Raw genomic sequence first — 17,007 nt, 5'->3', positions numbered from 1 at the left:
TCCTCTAGCGACCTGAACGGTCAGGGCAGCAGAATGACCGAACCCGTCGTCTTGCGGGCTTCGAGATCGGCCTGTGCCTGTGCTGCATCCTTCAGCGCATAGGTGTGGCCGATATTGATCTTCACGATCCCCTTCGCGACGACGTCGATCAACGCATTGGCGGAAAGTTCCAGATCGGCGCGCGTTGCGGTATAGGCCATCAAGGTCGGGCGCGTGAGGAACAGCGAGCCCTTCTGCGACAGCAGCAAGGGTTCGATGGGCGGCACGGGACCCGATGCATTGCCGAAGGTCACCAGATAGCCGCGGGGCCGCAGGCAATCCATCGACGGGATGCAGGTGTCCTTGCCGACACCGTCATAGACGACATGGACGCCCTTCCCCTCGGTGATCTCCTTCACCCGCTTCACCCAATCCTCGGCCCGGTAGTCGATCACGTGATCGGCGCCCAGCGATTTGGCGATGGCGCATTTCTCCTTACCGCCCGCCGTGCCGATGACATTGGCGCCGAGATGCTTCAGCCACTGCACGGCGATCGATCCGACGCCACCTGCCGCGGCATGGAACAGAACCCAGTCGCCGGCTTTCACCGGATAGGTGCGCTTGATGAGATATTCGACCGTCATGCCCTGCAGCATCATGGCGGCGGCTGTGTTGAAATCGATGCTGTCCGGAATCTTCACCAGCTTCTCGGCCGGATAGTTGCGCCATTCGGAATAGGATCCAAGCGGCGCCGCGCAATAGGCGACGCGGTCACCGACCTTCAGCGTCGTGACGCCAGCACCCACCGCCTCGACAATGCCGGATCCTTCAAGGCCGATCCCCGAGGGAAGCGGCACCGGGTAAAGGCCGCCACGGTGATAGGTGTCGATGAAATTGAGCCCGCAGGCCTTGTTGCGCAGCGTCACCTCGCCTGCGCCGGGAGCGGCAAGGCTGATCGTTTCCCATTTCAAGACTTCCGGCCCACCGGTCTGGTGAAAACGGATGGCATTGGTTTGGGTCGGGATCGTCATGGGAGGGGCTCCGCGGCGGCTGATAAGACTGCCCGGAGATTACCGCTCTGCCGGCATCAAAGAAAACCCTCTCCCGTATCGAGAGAGGGTTGTCATTTCCGACTAACTCCGACGCCTCAGGCTGCCTTTGCCAGCAAGCTCTGCCGATAGGCGACGATGTCTTCGATGGTGAGGACCGGGAAACCGTTGCGGCGGCCATAGGCCTTCGCCTGCCGGCCACGCAGCATTTCACCGTCGCGGGTCATCAATTCGCACAGGATCGCAGCACTGCCGAGGCCGGCGATCTGAGTCAGATCGACCGATCCTTCCGTGTGGCCACGACGGACCAGAACGCCGCCCGGCGATGCCCGCAGCGGGAACATATGGCCGGGGCTGACGATATCCGATGCCTTGGCATTCGGCGCGATGGCGGCACGCACGGTGGTCAAACGGTCGGCCGCAGAAACACCGGTTGTAACACCGTTACGGGCCTCGATGGAGACAGTGAAGGGTGTTCCGTAACGACTTTCGTTGCGGACAGCCATCATCGGCAGTTCCAGCCGCTCGACCGTGGCGGCGTCTAGGCAAAGACAAACGATACCGCTGCAATCGCGGATCATCCGGGCCATGACGTCATGGGTCAGGTTACTGGCGGCAGCAATGAGATCCGCCTCGTTTTCACGGTCGTCATCATCAAGAACGATGACGGGCAATGCCGATTGCATCGCTTGGACGGCTGCATCGATGCGGCCGACAACACGCGACATTTCTGCTTGGGAATAGTGCTTGGTCATGTGAAACGCTCCTCGCATGGTTTTTGCGACAAACGTTCCAGGGCAAGATACCGGGCGCTGCCGGAACTGGTACCAATCGTCCACAGACGACCAGCCACCGGCGCGTCAGCGCCACGATCTCGTCTTCTTCCATCCGGACTGTAACCGTCGGCTCAGGATTTCGACCTGATCTGCTTGACCCGTGCCGGATTGCGCCGGCACGGCGCTCGCGGGCTCGACAGGCCGGGCTTTCACCCGAATTGTCCTACCGCCGGTGGGGATTTTCACCCCGCCCTGAAGACGTATTGACCGGGGCAACATGGCAGGACCGCCCGGTTCCCGTCAAGCAAGGCAAAATTGCGGGTTCACGAGGAAAACTCAGAAAAGCCGCCCTTGGCCCTTCTCCAGATCGAGCAGAAACCGCTTGGCCGTGAGGCCCAGATCGCTCGAATACCCACCGAGTTGAGTGGTGCCGATGACACGATGACAGGGAATGATAATGGCGATGGGGTTCTGCCCGCACGCGGTCCCGACAGCCCTTGCCCCTGTGTAATCCTGTTGATCCATAAGGGTCGCCAAATCGCCATAACGCCGCGTCTCGCCATAGGGAATGCGCAATAAGGCGTTCCACACGCCACGTTGAAAATCGCTGCCTGGGTAAACGAGCGGCAGGTCGAAATCCGTCAGGCGGCCATCGAGATAGGCCACCATCTGTTTCTTCGCCTCTTCAGCCAATGGCGACGAAACCATGACCTTGGGTTCAATCTTGCGCCAATGACATGTGATGATCGCCTGCTCATCGCAGCGGATCTCGATCCAGCCAATCTTGGCACGGAGAACTGCGCCGATTGGAATACCGTTATGCGCAGGTTCGTCGTTCACCGATGCCAGGCCTGGACTTGCTTCACCAAATCCTCAACATGCTGCGGCGGTGTTTCCGGCACGATGCCGTGACCCAGATTGAAAATGAACGGCCCGTGGCCCCAGGCATCCAGGATCTTGCCGGCCGCCGAACGCATCGCCTCGCCACCCGCGACCAGCAATTGGGGATCGAGATTTCCCTGCAATGCCACGCGGCCCTGCAATTGCGTAAAGGCCCAATCCAGCGGTACGCCGGAATCGAGGCCCAGCCCGTGCATGAACGCGGTCCGGGCGAAATCGAGATAGCCGGCCCCACAGGCGCGCGGGAAGACAATCACCGGCACTTCCGGATGCGACATCCGCACCCGGTCCACAATCGCCTTCATCGGCTGAAGGCTCCAGCGCAGCAGGCCAGCATGATCCAAGGCACCCGCCCAGCTGTCGAAAATCTGCAGCACTTCGGCGCCGGCTTCGATCTGGGCAATGAGATAGCTCGCCGTCGCATCGACCAGCAGGTTCATCAGGCGCTGGAAGCTCTCGGGACGCTGATAGGCCCAGGCTTTCGTCTTGGCATAATCCCGCGACGACCCACCCTCGATCATATAGCTCGCAACCGTCCAGGGAGCCCCGGCAAAGCCGATCAGCGCCGTCTCCGGGGGGAGAGCCGTCCGCAGGCCCGCAACGGCCGTATAGACCGGCTTCAGCCGGCTGTGGAACTGGTCCATCGCCAGGCGTGCCATGCCGGCATCGTCCACAATGGCATCGAGGAGCGGCCCGCGGCCCTCTTCAAAGCGCAGTTCCTGGCCCAACGCGTGCGGCACGACGAGAATGTCGGAAAAGAGGATCGCGGCATCGAAACCGAAACGGCGAATGGGCTGCAGCGTCACTTCGACGGCCAGTTCCGGATTGTAGCAAAGATCCAAGAACGAACCGGCTTTGGTCCGTGTCGCCCGGTATTCCGGCAGATAACGGCCGGCCTGGCGCATCAGCCAGATGGGCGGGCGTTTGACGCTCTCCCCCTTCAATGCCTTCACCAGCAATTTGTCGGCCGTCTGCATGGTCTTTGCTCACTTCCAAACTTGGCCCGGTCATTCAGGGCTGGTCTTCGCCTTATTCAGTGCTCTTCCTACATCTCTAAAAGATAAGACTCTAGGAGGAAGATGATGATGTGCGGTGGATAAGGAGAATCCCCGTTCTTGGATTCCTGTCCTCACTTTGGTCTTGGAAAAAGCTGCCACGGGGTCGCAGGTGAAGGATATGGACAAGCCTGTGGGCATTCCATCCGCTTGTTGCTGGCCTTTTGCATGTCCCAAGCTGCCGACCGGCGGCAAAAGATCCTGGGATAAGGGCAAATTCAAATGGGTGAATCCTGTGGATGATCCGGCGATCCTAAAGTGATCCACCTTATCCACGGGATTCGACCTTATTCCGACCGGCTCTTGTCAGGCGGGAAAAGCGGTGCCATGAAAAGCTGATGACTATGAACAACCGGACCGGCCTTCCTTCATCCACAGGGTCCAGGCTTCTTATCAACAATCGGCCTGTGGATGGCAGATGGTCCGGCCCCTCGATCAGGTAAAGGCCGCTTCATGCCCAACACCGATTCCGGCCGGCAGTTGCACATCCATCTCGTCTCCGATGCGACGGGCGAGACATTGAACAGCATCACCCGTGCCTGCCTGGTGCAGTTCGAGCGCGCGCATCCGATCGAACATCATTGGACCCTCATCCGCACCACCGGACAGATGGACAAGGTCCTGGCCGGGATCGAGGCGCATCCGGGCCTGGTCCTCTTTACCGTCGTCAATGACAAGCTGCGCCAGTATCTCCTGGAAGGCTGCCGGCAGCTCGGCGTCAAATTCGTTTCGGTGCTGGACCCCATCATCAATGCCCTGACCGATCATTTCGGTCAGGCGGCGCGCGGCCAGTCGGGGCGGCAGCATGCGCTCGATGCCGAATATTTCGACCGCATCGCGGCGATGGATTTCGCCCTCACCCATGATGACGGCCAATCGGCACGCAATTACGAGGAGGCCGATGTCATCCTCATCGGTGTCAGCCGCTCGTCGAAGACACCGACCTGCATCTATCTCGCCAATCGTGGCATCAAGGCAGCGAACATTCCCCTGGTGCCGGGCTGTCCGCTGCCGCCGGAACTTTTCCAGGTGAAGAAGCCGCTCATCATCGGCCTCACCAAGGATGTGAATTCGCTGGTTCAGATTCGCCGCAACCGCCTGCTGATGATCGCCAAGGACGAGGATTCCGATTACGTCGATCCGCAATCCGTGCGCGAAGAGGTCGCCCAGGCGCGGCGGCTTTGCACCGAGCATGGCTGGCAGATGATCGACGTCACCCGCCGCTCGATCGAGGAAACAGCGGCAACCATCATCCAGATGCTGTCCGAACATCGCGACGCCATGCTTGATGCCGCGGAAGCCCGCGAACAGGCATGAGCGAAGTCCTCGTTCTCGCTTCCGGCAGCACCGCGCGTGCCAAGATGCTGAAGGATTGCGGCGTCGCCGTTGAAATCGTGAAGCCGGCCGTCGATGAGAGCGAACTCAAGGCCAGCTATCGCGCCGAAGGGGCCAATGTCATCGATACGGCGGTGGCGCTTGCCGAAATGAAGGCATTGGCGGTGAGCCGCCGCCTCAATGGCCGCTATGTCCTGGGTGCCGACCAGATGCTGGAATGCGAAGGCACCTGGTTCGACAAGCCGGTGGACAGGGACGCAGCGCGGCGCCAGTTGAAGGCCCTCAGCGGCCGCGCGCACCATCTGGTCAGTGCCGCCGTGTTGATGAAGGATGGCGAGCGCCTGTGGCATCATGTCGACCGCGCGGAACTCACCATGCGGGAACTCGGTGACGATTTCCTCGATTGGTATCTCGCCACGGTCGGCGATGATGTGACCGCTTCAGTCGGCGCCTATCATCTGGAAGGTCTGGGAGCCCAGCTGATGACACGGGTGCGCGGCGACTTCTTCACCGTGCTGGGCCTGCCGCTTCTTCCCGTCTTGGCGATCCTGCGCACGCATGGCATGTTGCGCGCATGAACGAGATCCGCACGCAATCCGGAAAGACAAGGGTGGCCGGTGTTTTCGGCTGGCCCGTCAATCATTCGCGCAGCCCCCGCTTGCATGGGTACTGGCTCGCGAAATACGGCATCGACGGTGCTTATCTCCCTTTCTCCACACGGCCGGAAAATCTGGTCGACGCGATCCGCGCCTTGCCTAAGCTTGGGTTCAGGGGTGCCAACGTGACCCTGCCGCACAAAGAGCGCGCCCTCGACGCCGTCGATCATTTGAGCGACGTCGCGCGCCGCATCGGTGCGGTCAACACGCTCATCGTGCAGGAAGACGGCAGCATCCTTGGCGACAATACCGATGGCTTCGGCTTCGTCGAACATCTCAAGGTGAGCGCGCCCCATTGGCGGGCCGGTGGCAAGGCGGTGATCCTCGGTGCCGGCGGCGCCGCCCGCGGCATCATTGTCGCTTTGCTTGATGCGGGTGTCTCACAGATCGTCATCACCAACCGCACCGCTGCCCGCGCCGAGACACTGGCGAGCTCGCTCGATGGTCCCATCGACATGGTGGGTTGGGACGATCGCGCCCATGCGCTCAAGGAGGCGACCTTGCTGGTCAACACGACGCAGCTTGGCCAAGCGGGCCAACCACCGCTCGAGATCGACTTGCAGCATCTGCCGCGCGAAGCGGTGGTCGACGACATCGTCTATGTGCCGCTCGAAACCGATCTGCTGAAACAGGCCAAGGCTCGTGGCAACGCCACCGTCGACGGCATCGGCATGCTGCTCCATCAGGCCCGTCCCGGCTTCAAGGCCTGGTTCGGCCAGGAACCGGAAGTCGACACGGCACTGCGTGACTTCGTGCTGGCCGGATAAGGGGCGCTAGGCCCGCTTCGTCAGCATGGCCGCGCCGGTCTCTGCTGCCTGCCTTGTATCAAGCCCGCTCTCCTGAACCAGAGAGCGCCAGGTGTGAAAGCTGATGGCGAGCCGCAGCAGCGGCATCTGCTTCTGGTTGAGCCCTTCGCTCAACACCTCGATGACCAGAGCAAGGCGCGGTCCCCAGCGCAAATCGGAAATCTCGCGCACCAGATCGTGACTTTCCGCATCGCGCAGAACGCAGGCGGCGAGGCTGGCATTGCGCCGGTACCAATCATAGATCTCTATGAGGCCCTGTTTCAGCCGTGGGAGCCCAGGGGCGATGTTCCGCCAGGGGGCGGCATCCGGGAAGGGATCCCGTGCCATCGTCTCGCCGGAGCAGGCCATCAACAGGCTGCGCTCGTCCGGGAAATGGGCGTAGAGCGTGTGCCTTTGCACACCGGCCTTCTCGGCGATCATGCTGAGCGTCGAGCGGGCGGGACCGACCGTGGAATGGAGTTGCACCGCTGCGTCGACAATCCGGCGGCGTGTGTCGGCGGTCTGCTCGGCACGGCGGGTCTGTCGGTAGGAGCGTTTCTCGGGAATCCGGCGGGCCATAATTCGATGCACACGTGTGTATTTTGAATATTGACAAGCACACAGACTTTAAATACACACGCCCGTGCATTCAATATAAATCGCGCCTGTTCGGGATGGGAGCGCGCCCTGTCAGGAGGAAAGATTTATGGAAACACGCATCGATGAGATCGGCCCCGGCATCTATCGCCTGTCGACTTATGTGGCGGATATCGCACCGCCCGCTGGCTTTACCTTCAACCAGTTCCTGCTGCTGGGTGATGAACCGCTGTTGTTCCACACCGGTCTGCGCCGCATGTTCCCCGGCATTCATGCGGCGATGGCACGCGTCATGGACCCGGCACGCTTGCGCTGGATCACTTTCGGCCATGTCGAAGCCGATGAATGTGGCGCGATGAATGAATGGCTGCGGGTGGCGCCGCAGGCACAAGTGGCGCATGGGCGAACCGGCTGCTTCGTTTCCCTGAACGACCTTGCCGATCGCGCGCCGCGCCCGCTCGCAGATGGCGAAACCATCGATCTCGGCAACGGCAAGCGCGTCAGCTATCTCGACACGCCCCATGTTCCGCATGGTTGGGAGGCCGGGCTATTTTTCGAAGAATCGAGCGGCACCCTGCTGTGCGGCGATCTCTTCACTCAGCTCGGCAACGGTAGCACCTTGACCGATGGCGACATTGTCGGACCCGCCATCGCGGCCGAGGACATGTTCCGCTCTTCCAGCCTCAACCCGAATATGGGCGCCACCATCCGCCGGCTCGCCGATTTGCAGCCGCAGCGCCTTGCCCTCATGCACGGGCCGAGTTTCGAAGGCGATGCGGCGGCTGCACTCATGGCTCTCGCGGCGGATTACGATCAGCGCCTGAAAGCGGCCTGAATTCAGGACCGATTGAACTGGGGCGCCTGTCTTGGCCAAGCGTCGCTTAGAACCGGCCCTCAAAATTCATCTGCTCGCCATTGACCCAGCCTTGGCCGGCCGCAATGGCACCCTTGCGGTTCATGACCAAACCGGCAAATTCGGGCTTTGATTTCTGCGCGCGCAGAAAAGAGAGGATGAAGAGATCGCGCCATTCTTTCGGCACCGTGCCGCGCCACAAAGTGGCATTGCGCCAGCAATCCTTGAAACCGGCATGGGCGGCAGGGATCGTCGCCATATGATCGCAAATCCGGCCGATCGCCTTTTCGGCATTGCCGGCCGCGGCGGTGAAGGCATTTACCTCCTTGAGGCCGACACCCTTCAAGCCGCCATTCTGGGTGACAAGGTCAAAGAACCAGCAGAAATCCCGCTTGGCTTGCGGTGCCGTCCCGCGTGATGCCGCCCATTGGCCGGCTGCTTTGTCGGCGCGCCGCGCCACGGCACCTGCCGCCCTCATCTGCTGTGCCACCATGGCACTCCCGGCCAGGAAGAAAACCAGCTCGGCCTTCACCTCCGGTTTCAAGCGCGCGCCCATCTGCCAGCCGCGCACGATGGCCATCCCTGCAGCCTTGGTGCCGTTGCAGGCTTGCCAAAACGCCGCGCCGAATTTCGGCATGGTCGCCATCACGGCATCGCGGCCCGCGCCAATGACAAGCGGCTGCAGAGAAGATGAGCCGATATTCCACTGCAGCACGCCGCAGGAAAGTCCCATACCGTCGAAATCCCCGGTAACCCCGGCCCAAGGATTGCCAGAGGTCTCAAAATCACCGGTCGTCTCCAAGGCGGCCGCCAGCCAGGCATCGTCAACCATTGTGGTCCCCGGTTGATTGTAACGCGCGTGCCTTCGGCACGCGCGATAGACTAGAATGATATTGGCGCCAGACCACCTCTAATTGTTTCCGCCGTCCCCGGGACCTGACCCGAAATGGCCTCCGGTACCCCGCCGAACCAGCTTAATGGCTTGAAAAGGGGCATTTTTTCGCTGGTTGATAATAGCTGGCGGCACCCCTATCTTGCGCCGCGACAGAACTCCCGAAATTCCCCAGTCTTTCATGGGCCAAATGACCGATCTCGCGCATATCCGCAATTTCTCCATCGTCGCCCATATCGATCATGGCAAGTCGACCCTCGCGGACCGGCTGATCCAGGCGTGCGGCGGCCTCTCCGACCGCGAGATGACCGAGCAGGTGCTCGACAATATGGAGATCGAGAAGGAGCGCGGCATCACCATCAAGGCGCAGACCGTGCGCCTGATGTACAAGGCCGACAATGGCGAGACCTATCAGCTCAACCTGATGGACACGCCCGGCCATGTCGACTTCGCCTATGAAGTCTCGCGCTGCCTTGCCGCCTGCGAAGGATCGCTGCTGGTGGTCGATGCGTCCCAGGGTGTCGAGGCGCAGACGCTCGCCAACGTCTATCAGGCGATCGACCATCACCATGAGATCGTGCCGGTCCTGAACAAGGTCGATCTCCCCGCCGCGGAACCGGAACGCGTCAAGCAGCAGATCGAAGACGTGATCGGCATCGACGCGTCGGAGGCGGTCGAGATCTCGGCAAAGACCGGCCTCAACATCAAGGGCGTTCTGGAAGCCATCGTCACCAAACTGCCGCCGCCCAAGGGTGATCGCAACGCGCCCTTAAAGGCGATGCTGATCGACAGCTGGTACGACCCCTATCTCGGCGTCGTCATTCTGCTGCGCGTCATCGACGGCGTGGTCAAGGTGAAGACAATGGCGCGCATGATGGCGGCGGATGCCGTCTATGAAATCGATCGCGTCGGTTGCTTCACGCCGAAGCAGACGCTGACGGGTGAATTGGGGCCGGGTGAAGTCGGCTTCATCACCGCCGGCATCAAGGCTGTCGCCGATTGCCGTATCGGCGACACGATCACCGACGACAAGAAGCCTTGCGCGGAAGCGCTGACCGGCTTCAAGCCCTCGGTCCCGGTGGTGTTCTGCGGCCTCTTCCCCATCGATGCGGCCGATTTCGAAACCTTGCGCGACAGCATGGGCCGCCTGCGCCTCAACGACGCCAGCTTTCAATACGAAATGGAAACCTCGGCCGCACTCGGCTTCGGTTTCCGCTGCGGCTTCCTGGGGCTCTTGCATCTCGAAATCATCCAGGAGCGGCTCGAGCGCGAGTTCAATCTCGACCTCATCACCACCGCACCTTCTGTCGTCTACAAGATCCACATGCAGAACGGCGATCTCATCGAGCTCCACAACCCGGCCGATTTCCCGGATGTGGTGAAGATCGAGAAGATCGAAGAGCCGTGGATCAAGGCGACGATCATGGTGCCCGACGAATATCTCGGCGCCATTCTGAAACTGTGTCAGGAACGGCGCGGCCTGCAGGTTGATCTCACCTACGCCGGCAGCCGCGCAATGGTCGTCTATCGCCTGCCCTTGAACGAAGTCGTGTTCGATTTCTACGACCGCCTGAAGTCGATCAGCCGCGGCTATGCGAGCTTCGACTATCACCTCGACGGCTATGAAGAGAGCGACCTGGTGAAGCTCAACATCATGGTCAACGGCGATCCGGTCGACGCGCTTTCCTGCATCGTGCACAAGAGCCAGGCGGAAAGCCGCGGCCGCGTGCTGTGCGAGAAACTGAAAGACCTCATCCCGCGCCAGCTCTTCAAGATCGCCATCCAGGCGGCGATCGGCGCCAAGGTCATCGCCCGCGAAACCGTCTCGGCCCTCAGGAAGGACGTGACGGCGAAATGCTATGGCGGCGACATCAGCCGTAAGCGCAAGCTCCTCGACAAGCAGAAAGAGGGCAAGAAGAAGATGCGCCAGTACGGCAACGTCGAAATCCCGCAATCGGCCTTCATCGCCGCCTTGAAGATCCACGAATAGACGCGTGGCCCCCGGGCCGTTTATTTAGGGCTGGGCATCGTCCTTCTTCGTCGTGAAGAACAGGATGATGCCAAGGATCAGCATGTGGACCCACAGCGGCAGCATGAGGAGCGGCAACAGCACGCGCTGCCACATCATGAGCGAGATGTTGTTCTCGATGAAGGTCTTAACGGCCTTGATGCTCGCTGGCCAGATGATCGACCACAGATAACCGGTCGCCATGCCGTTCCAGCTGCTGTTGGTGAAATTCTCCAGCCCGTCGAGCACCAGCAAAATGCTGGCCGAGGCAAGAAGGGCTAGGGCGCAAAGTCGAATTGGGTTCATAAGATCCGATATTGCCGGAACACCAGCTTCCGGTCGAGCGGTCAGATGCGCTGAAAACGTCGCCGCTAGGGCCTTTATTCCCCTGTAACAAAAGGATTTCCACCGCCCGCCGCGATCGCTATTGCCAGCGGGGCGGCCCTTGGCTAGTTTCCGGCCCGCGCCAGCCACGGCGTCAGCCGGGGACACCCTCGGCCGCTGGTGAGGAGAGATGGCCGAGTGGCTTAAGGCACACGCTTGGAAAGCGTGCATAGGGTAAAACCTATCGTGGGTTCGAATCCCACTCTCTCCGCCACCCGACACGGCAGGCGCCACCGACATGGCGCTGTCACCTTCTGGTCGGTCATTAATTATTTGCGCCGGTGATTCCGCAGCGCCTAGAGTTGCGGCCGGCAACAGTTCTGAGCGTCATGAAAAGACGACATTTCCTGCTGGGTGGCACATCCGTCTTTCTGGCTTTGTCCCGGCGCGCCGGCGCGCAGGACAAAAGGCTGCGGATCGCCTATCCCGACAAATCGCCGCCCAATTCCTGGCTGGACTCCCTCGGCGGTGTCTCCGGCCTGACCGTCGACCTGATGGCCGAGGTGGCGGCGGCGGCGGGCTTGGCCTTCCTGCCGGTGGCGCGGCCGCTGCCCCGCGTCCAGCTGGAGGTCGAAACCGGTCTTGCCGACGGCATGTGCCTGGCGGTGACGCCGGCACGACGTCTCTATGCCCAGGCGGCGAGCGAACCGCTGGTTTCCGGCCCCGTCACCATGTTCGTGCGGCGGGACAATCCGGCGTTGAAGCGCCTTGAGACCGTCCGCTCGCTCGACGATCTCGCCAAGGCCGATGTCACGGTCATTGCCATCGCCGGCAATGGCTGGATCAAGGAGAATATCGAAAGCCGTGGCATTCGTACCGAACATGCCAGCGGCACGACAGGCACCGTGCGGATGTTGTTGGGCGGGCGCGGCGACGTCATCGTCGACATGTCGTCGCAGATCAACTGGATCCTGAAGGCCCAGGCCGAGGCATCAAATGTTATCGAACTGCCGACCGTGATGGCCAATGTCGATTGGCATCTTCAGATCAGCAAGAAGTCGCCGGTCATCGAGGATCTGCCGAAACTCTCTGCGGCGATCAAGGAATTGAAAGCCTCGCCGCTCTACGAAGCGACCCTCAGGAAATACGGCATGAAGGCGTGAGCCGCCACGGCTTGCTCACCCGCGGCCAACTTATGGCGTGATATCCGGCATGTCGACCGAGGCGATGGATTGTGCCAGCGCCAGGCGCTCCGCGTCCGTCGCATTGATGTCCACGCTGCGGCACAGATCGACCACGGTATGCGACCCGTCAGCGTTTTTGGTAAAGGCGTCGACACAGACATGTCCGACAGAGCCGATATCGAATGTCGACACCTGTGCCGGGCCTGAATTGCCGGCAAGCTTCTCCGGCGTAACGGCAGACAGCTTCCTGAAGTTCCTGTCCTGCTCCAACGTGTCTTCATTGAAACTGACTGGCGCGCCATCGAGCGGGCCGTAGGCGCGCATAATCACAGACCAGAGCTGCTTTGTTGCGTCCTGACCCCGATGAAAAGCGCCCAAGCGATATATTTCGACATATCCTTGCCCGCCCGGATGATACTTGCGCTCGCATGCGGGCTTCTCGGTAAAAGCGCCGATTTCCGACGCCAGCACCGACTCTTTCTTAATGAATCCGTCGCAGGAGATCGATCCCGCACTCTTGCCGGTCGCACCTGGGCTGACGCCTTGCGCACAGGAAGCGAGCAGTAGTGGCACGCACAGCAATGCGGCGGGGAACAGATACGCAGGTTTCATCGAGGAAATCACTTAGCTCAAGGATTGACGGCTGCAAAGTATTCGGCAGCGATCTGCTGTGCCCGCTCCATTGCCGCGGTATCGTCCGCGAACACAGCGACAGGCTGGCAGATCTCGACAATCGTGCGGGATTTGTTCGGGTTGCGCGCAATTCCGGTGACGCAAACACGGGTCACGTCGTTATGATCGGTTTCGAAACGCGCGACCCGTCCTGGGCCTTCTGCATTCAGCAGTTGAGTCGGAAGATTTTCCGAAATGACACGGAAATTTCTGTTGCCCTTGATATCCTCCGGGGACACCGGTACCGCAGACTCGTCGGAATTGAAATAACGATAGATGAGAATGAGACCCCTCTCATCCTTTGTCTCTTCCGTCACATTCCTTTTTGAGAGGCCAACAGCTTCCAGAGACTCGACATAACGCCCTTGCGGTCCGTAACGCGTCTCGCATCCCTTGGTCTGATAACTCGCGATTTCTTCAGCAAGCACGGAGCCCGCGTCGACGAAGGGTCCACAATCGAGCGGCGTCTTGTCGCCGTCCTGATGCACGGCTTTGCTTCCTTGGGCGCATCCGCTCAGAAATGCCAGCGTCGCACAGACAATCGCAATGGTCGGACGGCGCATAGGTTGTGTCATCAATGATTGTTATGGATCAGAAAGTAGAGCGCTGTTCGGCGTCATGCAAGCGGTCCATTCTGCAATGACGGACTACTTCTTCACCTTCTTGATGACCTTTTCGAGGAAGGTCGGATGCTTGCCCCATTCGACGCGCTCCGGAATGGGCTCGCGCGTGGCGCGGTCAACCAGCTTTTTGCGCATGTCGCGGATCATGCGACCCACTTCCTCGGCATCCACATTTTCCGCCACCGTCTCGGTGGCGCGGCTGAGGCCCAGTTCCTGTTCGGTGATTTCCATTTCGCTTGCTGCCTGGACGATGCGGTCCGAAATCTGTTGTGGCGAGACGCCTTCACCGTGGAGCACCGCATAATGGCCGGCCTCCGGCTTGGTGACGACGCCGGTATCGGTTGCTTCCACCAGCACTTCGCCGATGCGCTTGTCGAGCGCCTCGCGGCGTTCCGGCGTCATCTTGCCGAAGCTGCGTTCGGAAACCGCCTTGGACTGGAACATGGTCATGCCAAGCTTGCCGCCACCTTGCCGTGCGGCACTGATGGCAAGGTTGCCGAATTCCTCGTCGCTTGCCATCGGATCGGTGTCGACAATGTCCGAGAGGTGCTGGTAGCCGCGCGCGTTCGTGGCTGACAGCATCAGCCACCAAGTCTTCGGCCGGCTGCCGTTGCGGGCGTCGAGTTCGAAGACCTTCTCACCGATGATGGGCGTGTGGATGCGTGCCGTCGCCGTCGTGATCCCCGTCTGCAGCAACAGCTTCGCCATGAAGCGCAGGAACAGGATGCGATCCTCCTGCGCCACGAAATTCACCAGGTGATCGTCGACGAGACCACGCAAGGGTCTGCCGAAATGCTTGCCGAAATTGCCACGCGCCTCGTGGATTCGGGTCGCCTGGTCGATGAGAAAAGACATGTCCCAGCTGTCGGACATTACGCCCCCGCGTCGGTGATATATGCCGGCCGCCCCAATCCGTAAGTTTTGGCCCGGGATGGTTAAGTAATAATGAAATATCCGATGATTTGCGTGTGCGTGCACGCGCAAATATTCGCCATAAACACGCTTAAAATCGGTACGAATACGTAGCGGATTTCAGCTTTCCAGCGGGTCGATCACGATCTCCAGGTCGCTCGGCGCAGCCGCAGTGAACCAGGCCGAAATCGCCGCGATGTCGCCGCTCCCGGCCAGGACCAGGTAAAGCAGGCGGCGCCCGCTCTCATTGTCGGTGCGCAGTTGCCGAAGACCATCGTCAAGACGCGAGCGCAACTTCCGCAGCAGGGCAGGCGTCAGGCTGGCGTCTCGACCGAGATGAAGCGTTTTCACTTCGCAGCGGATCGGGGTTTGCTGGTGCTTGGCGCGTAGATCGGGCGAGGCGAACAGATAATCGCGCGGACAAAATGCGATATCATCGCACCCGATCTTCGCCAGATGCCGATAGGCCCGGGCTTCATTGAAAAGGTCCAGCGCCTGAGCCCAGCCTCTGGCGGGATTGTGCTGGTCGACCTGTGCGAGGATGCCGGCCTTCCATGTGCCCCAGGCGGCGTCAGGAATGGTTGCCAGCAGGGCATCCAGCTGCAGCAACGCTTCCGGCGTCAGCGACATAAGATATTGCTGCCAGGCACGCCGCCGGTTCGTCCCGGCGATGCCGCTGACAAAATCATCGAGGCGAGGCAAGGCGCCCAGACCTGATCCCGAAGGCTCCGTGCTGCAATCCTACCGAGCCAGCGAAGCGCTGCTGGCGGCGGCGCGACTGCCCAAGATGCTGACGATGGAGGCCAGCAGGAAGCCGGCCGAGGAGCAGAATTCCAACACTTCGACCAGGGCTCGTGCCGGCGTGCTGGGATCGCCGACCAGATCGCCGGCAACAGGTGAAGCGATCGCGACCAGAAGAGCAGCAATGAGGATCGAACGCCCGGCGACATTGCCTTCGCTCGCCCGGTAGCGGGTCAACGCATAGACCAGGAACAGCAGCAACATGGCGCTGAGCAACAGACCCGACCAGGATTGTCCGTCGAGATTGTCCGGCTCGAACAGGGCACCGATGAGTTCGCTGATTTCGTAAGGCAAAGGCCCGGCGACGGCGCCCTTCGCATTGAGGAAGCCAACCAGGCCGATCGACATAGCGGCCAGCACCGGTACCTGCAGCCACCGGACGCCACGCGTCACGAGAGCGCCGGCCGCGACGACCACCGAAAGAATGCTGCAAAGGACCGACAGCCGGTCCAGCGGACCATTGTCAATCACCCAGCTCTGGACGGAATGGGGTGCCAGCAGAATGGCCATCAGCGCCATCGCGACGGCGCCCATGACACCGGCAAGATAAGCGTTGGTGAATTTGGCTTCGCCGAATCCGGCACTGCTCTGCGCGGCGCTGACGGCAGCTGGCGCGGCCTCTGCTGCCCGGTGCGCACGGCGGCCGGGTTCTTCGATCAACTCCAGCGCGTCATGGCGGATGTAGTTCAGCGCCATGGCTTCCTTGATTTCATCCAGGCCGACCGCACCGGCTGCGACACATTCCTTCAGCAGCGTGAAGAACAGCTCTGCCTGTTTCGGATCCGGATGCTCTTTGTAATGACCCTCGGCGGAAACGGGTTTGGTGAGTGCCCGCGACCAGGGCAGCCATTTTGCCGACAGAATGCCACCGCTCCGCTGCCGCACGGTAAAGTCAACCGGCAGTCCGGCTTTCCAAGGTTGCGTGCGCCGCCTGGTGTTGTGCAGGATCCGCGTCTCCGGCGTCAGGCGATCGAGATCGTTCCAGATGCGCGGCAATTCGCCGATCGAGCCTTCCGGTTCGTAATTGAGGTTGATCCAATCGACATAATCGCGGGCGAAGGCGAACATCGCGTCGAACTGCTCCCGCGTGCGCCAATGACCCAGTTTTGCGCAATCGAGCAGCATCACCGAACTGGCCCAGGTCCGGTTGTTGTGTTTGGCCGATCCACGCTTGGCAGCCCAGATCGCCTTGCCTTGCATGTCCATGTCGAAAAGTTCGCGCACGTCGCCGACGGCGAAGCAATCCGGGTCGATGACGATGGCGCGGCCCTGGAAATCCATCAGTTCCGGCGGCATGAAGCGCAGGGGCGTGAAGCTCTGCAAATCCGCCATCCGCCAGATGCGCTGCTTGGAGTTCCACAGATAGGGCTGACCTTCGCGTGCCGCCAGAAACGGGTGGTCGGGCGCATTCATGATGAAGACGTCGAAACTCTCCGGTGCGGCCGAATTGCGCTTTAACGCATAGGCGGCAACCTTGGCGCCCAGCAATTGCTGGGGATTGGCCTGAATGAAAACGGCGTTGCGAAGAGTGCCGGACATGTTTGTTCCAGTCGACTGTCACCTATTCGCAACATTCTGCTGGTTCCGCCGCATTCTGACAAGGCTG

The 17,007-nt window shown here is 61.0% G+C and carries 18 protein-coding genes, 1 tRNA gene and 1 riboswitch; of the genes, 7 read left to right on the top strand and 12 right to left on the bottom strand.

Annotated features, from left to right (window positions below):
• Positions 1–20 precede the first annotated feature (20 nt).
• From ACE3PP_RS09340 to hemE, 4 genes are all read right to left on the bottom strand, one after another.
• Entirely contained in the window at positions 21–1,010 is a 990-nt protein-coding gene (locus ACE3PP_RS09340) for a quinone oxidoreductase (RefSeq protein ID WP_374380976.1), read from the bottom strand.
• A 116-nt stretch (positions 1,011–1,126) separates the two neighbouring features.
• A complete protein-coding gene (gene ribB, locus ACE3PP_RS09335) occupies positions 1,127–1,783 on the bottom strand; it encodes a 3,4-dihydroxy-2-butanone-4-phosphate synthase (RefSeq protein ID WP_374380973.1) in 657 nt (218 codons plus the stop codon).
• A 117-nt stretch (positions 1,784–1,900) separates the two neighbouring features.
• A riboswitch (FMN riboswitch) is annotated at positions 1,901–2,068 on the bottom strand.
• 72 nt (positions 2,069–2,140) lie between these two features.
• A complete protein-coding gene (locus ACE3PP_RS09330; RefSeq protein ID WP_374380970.1) occupies positions 2,141–2,644 on the bottom strand; it encodes a methylated-DNA--[protein]-cysteine S-methyltransferase in 504 nt (167 codons plus the stop codon).
• Complete coding sequence (gene hemE, locus ACE3PP_RS09325; RefSeq protein WP_374380967.1) at positions 2,641–3,681, bottom strand: uroporphyrinogen decarboxylase; 1,041 nt, start codon at positions 3,679–3,681, stop codon at positions 2,641–2,643. Before hemE ends, ACE3PP_RS09330 begins: the two co-directional genes overlap by 4 nt.
• Before the next feature lie 531 nt (positions 3,682–4,212).
• Here hemE and ACE3PP_RS09320 point away from each other — a divergent pair.
• Genes ACE3PP_RS09320 through ACE3PP_RS09310 form a run of 3 tightly spaced genes read left to right on the top strand, consistent with a single transcriptional unit; the run spans position 4,213 to position 6,517 of the window.
• The gene (locus ACE3PP_RS09320) at positions 4,213–5,076 is read left to right on the top strand and encodes a pyruvate, water dikinase regulatory protein (RefSeq protein ID WP_374380964.1); all 864 of its coding nucleotides are present in this window, start codon (positions 4,213–4,215) and stop codon (positions 5,074–5,076) included.
• A complete protein-coding gene (locus ACE3PP_RS09315; protein WP_374380961.1) occupies positions 5,073–5,672 on the top strand; it encodes a nucleoside triphosphate pyrophosphatase in 600 nt (199 codons plus the stop codon). The genes ACE3PP_RS09320 and ACE3PP_RS09315 overlap by 4 nt, the downstream gene beginning before the upstream one ends.
• Positions 5,669–6,517, top strand: coding sequence for a shikimate dehydrogenase (locus ACE3PP_RS09310; RefSeq protein WP_374380958.1), 849 nt, complete (start codon positions 5,669–5,671; stop codon positions 6,515–6,517). The genes ACE3PP_RS09315 and ACE3PP_RS09310 overlap by 4 nt, the downstream gene beginning before the upstream one ends.
• Positions 6,518–6,523: 6 nt before the next feature.
• Here ACE3PP_RS09310 and ACE3PP_RS09305 read toward each other — a convergent pair whose 3' ends face one another.
• A complete protein-coding gene (locus tag ACE3PP_RS09305) occupies positions 6,524–7,114 on the bottom strand; it encodes a TetR/AcrR family transcriptional regulator (protein WP_374380955.1) in 591 nt (196 codons plus the stop codon).
• Between the two features lie 127 nt (positions 7,115–7,241).
• On the opposite strand from ACE3PP_RS09305, the gene ACE3PP_RS09300 reads away from it, so the two are divergent.
• Complete coding sequence (locus tag ACE3PP_RS09300) at positions 7,242–7,967, top strand: MBL fold metallo-hydrolase (RefSeq protein WP_374380953.1); 726 nt, start codon at positions 7,242–7,244, stop codon at positions 7,965–7,967.
• Positions 7,968–8,013: 46 nt separating this feature from the next.
• On the opposite strand, the gene ACE3PP_RS09295 is transcribed toward ACE3PP_RS09300, so the two are convergent.
• Positions 8,014–8,817, bottom strand: a complete 804-nt coding sequence (locus tag ACE3PP_RS09295) for a hypothetical protein (protein WP_374380950.1) — start codon at positions 8,815–8,817, stop codon at positions 8,014–8,016.
• A gap of 250 nt (positions 8,818–9,067) precedes the next feature.
• On the opposite strand from ACE3PP_RS09295, the gene lepA reads away from it, so the two are divergent.
• The gene (lepA, locus tag ACE3PP_RS09290; RefSeq protein WP_374380947.1) at positions 9,068–10,867 is read left to right on the top strand and encodes a translation elongation factor 4; all 1,800 of its coding nucleotides are present in this window, start codon (positions 9,068–9,070) and stop codon (positions 10,865–10,867) included.
• A 24-nt stretch (positions 10,868–10,891) separates the two neighbouring features.
• On the opposite strand, the gene ACE3PP_RS09285 is transcribed toward lepA, so the two are convergent.
• Positions 10,892–11,191: a hypothetical protein gene (locus ACE3PP_RS09285; RefSeq protein ID WP_374380944.1), complete on the bottom strand. Its 300-nt coding sequence runs from the start codon at positions 11,189–11,191 to the stop codon at positions 10,892–10,894.
• Positions 11,192–11,393: 202 nt separating this feature from the next.
• On the opposite strand from ACE3PP_RS09285, the gene ACE3PP_RS09280 reads away from it, so the two are divergent.
• Both ACE3PP_RS09280 and ACE3PP_RS09275 read left to right on the top strand, forming a co-directional pair.
• A tRNA-Ser gene (locus ACE3PP_RS09280) sits at positions 11,394–11,483 on the top strand.
• A gap of 115 nt (positions 11,484–11,598) precedes the next feature.
• Positions 11,599–12,372 carry a substrate-binding periplasmic protein gene (locus tag ACE3PP_RS09275; protein WP_374380941.1) on the top strand — a complete coding sequence of 258 codons (774 nt, stop codon included), beginning with the start codon at positions 11,599–11,601 and terminating at the stop codon, positions 12,370–12,372.
• A 30-nt stretch (positions 12,373–12,402) separates the two neighbouring features.
• Here the strand turns inward: ACE3PP_RS09275 and ACE3PP_RS09270 are convergent, their stop codons facing one another.
• From ACE3PP_RS09270 to ACE3PP_RS09250, 5 genes are all read right to left on the bottom strand, one after another.
• On the bottom strand, positions 12,403–13,017 hold the full coding sequence (locus tag ACE3PP_RS09270) for a hypothetical protein (RefSeq protein WP_374380938.1): 615 nt from the start codon (positions 13,015–13,017) through the stop codon (positions 12,403–12,405).
• Between the two features lie 5 nt (positions 13,018–13,022).
• On the bottom strand, positions 13,023–13,628 hold the full coding sequence (locus ACE3PP_RS09265) for a hypothetical protein (RefSeq protein WP_374380936.1): 606 nt from the start codon (positions 13,626–13,628) through the stop codon (positions 13,023–13,025).
• 84 nt (positions 13,629–13,712) lie between these two features.
• Complete coding sequence (locus ACE3PP_RS09260) at positions 13,713–14,561, bottom strand: hypothetical protein (protein ID WP_374380933.1); 849 nt, start codon at positions 14,559–14,561, stop codon at positions 13,713–13,715.
• 159 nt (positions 14,562–14,720) lie between these two features.
• On the bottom strand, positions 14,721–15,230 hold the full coding sequence (locus ACE3PP_RS09255) for a hypothetical protein (protein ID WP_374380930.1): 510 nt from the start codon (positions 15,228–15,230) through the stop codon (positions 14,721–14,723).
• Positions 15,231–15,341: 111 nt separating this feature from the next.
• Positions 15,342–16,940, bottom strand: a complete 1,599-nt coding sequence (locus ACE3PP_RS09250; protein WP_374380927.1) for a hypothetical protein — start codon at positions 16,938–16,940, stop codon at positions 15,342–15,344.
• Positions 16,941–17,007 lie beyond the last annotated feature (67 nt).

The organism is Dongia sp. (assembly GCF_041910485.1).
Lineage (GTDB): Bacteria > Pseudomonadota > Alphaproteobacteria > Dongiales > Dongiaceae > Dongia.
This window is presented reverse-complemented; position numbering and strand designations above follow the sequence as displayed.

Excerpts from the sequence above, each read along its gene's own strand:
- ACE3PP_RS09340 (WP_374380976.1), bottom strand. The coding sequence starts at position 1,010 with ATGACGATCCCGACCCAAACCAATGCCATCCGTTTTCACCAGACCGGT.
- ribB (WP_374380973.1), bottom strand. The coding sequence starts at position 1,783 with ATGACCAAGCACTATTCCCAAGCAGAAATGTCGCGTGTTGTCGGCCGC.
- hemE (WP_374380967.1), bottom strand. The coding sequence starts at position 3,681 with ATGCAGACGGCCGACAAATTGCTGGTGAAGGCATTGAAGGGGGAGAGC.
- ACE3PP_RS09320 (WP_374380964.1), top strand. The coding sequence starts at position 4,213 with ATGCCCAACACCGATTCCGGCCGGCAGTTGCACATCCATCTCGTCTCC.
- ACE3PP_RS09315 (WP_374380961.1), top strand. The coding sequence starts at position 5,073 with ATGAGCGAAGTCCTCGTTCTCGCTTCCGGCAGCACCGCGCGTGCCAAG.
- ACE3PP_RS09310 (WP_374380958.1), top strand. The coding sequence starts at position 5,669 with ATGAACGAGATCCGCACGCAATCCGGAAAGACAAGGGTGGCCGGTGTT.
- ACE3PP_RS09305 (WP_374380955.1), bottom strand. The coding sequence starts at position 7,114 with ATGGCCCGCCGGATTCCCGAGAAACGCTCCTACCGACAGACCCGCCGT.
- ACE3PP_RS09300 (WP_374380953.1), top strand. The coding sequence starts at position 7,242 with ATGGAAACACGCATCGATGAGATCGGCCCCGGCATCTATCGCCTGTCG.
- ACE3PP_RS09295 (WP_374380950.1), bottom strand. The coding sequence starts at position 8,817 with ATGGTTGACGATGCCTGGCTGGCGGCCGCCTTGGAGACGACCGGTGAT.
- lepA (WP_374380947.1), top strand. The coding sequence starts at position 9,068 with ATGACCGATCTCGCGCATATCCGCAATTTCTCCATCGTCGCCCATATC.
- ACE3PP_RS09285 (WP_374380944.1), bottom strand. The coding sequence starts at position 11,191 with ATGAACCCAATTCGACTTTGCGCCCTAGCCCTTCTTGCCTCGGCCAGC.
- ACE3PP_RS09275 (WP_374380941.1), top strand. The coding sequence starts at position 11,599 with ATGAAAAGACGACATTTCCTGCTGGGTGGCACATCCGTCTTTCTGGCT.
- ACE3PP_RS09265 (WP_374380936.1), bottom strand. The coding sequence starts at position 13,628 with ATGCGCCGTCCGACCATTGCGATTGTCTGTGCGACGCTGGCATTTCTG.
- ACE3PP_RS09260 (WP_374380933.1), bottom strand. The coding sequence starts at position 14,561 with ATGTCCGACAGCTGGGACATGTCTTTTCTCATCGACCAGGCGACCCGA.
- ACE3PP_RS09255 (WP_374380930.1), bottom strand. The coding sequence starts at position 15,230 with ATGTCGCTGACGCCGGAAGCGTTGCTGCAGCTGGATGCCCTGCTGGCA.
- ACE3PP_RS09250 (WP_374380927.1), bottom strand. The coding sequence starts at position 16,940 with ATGTCCGGCACTCTTCGCAACGCCGTTTTCATTCAGGCCAATCCCCAG.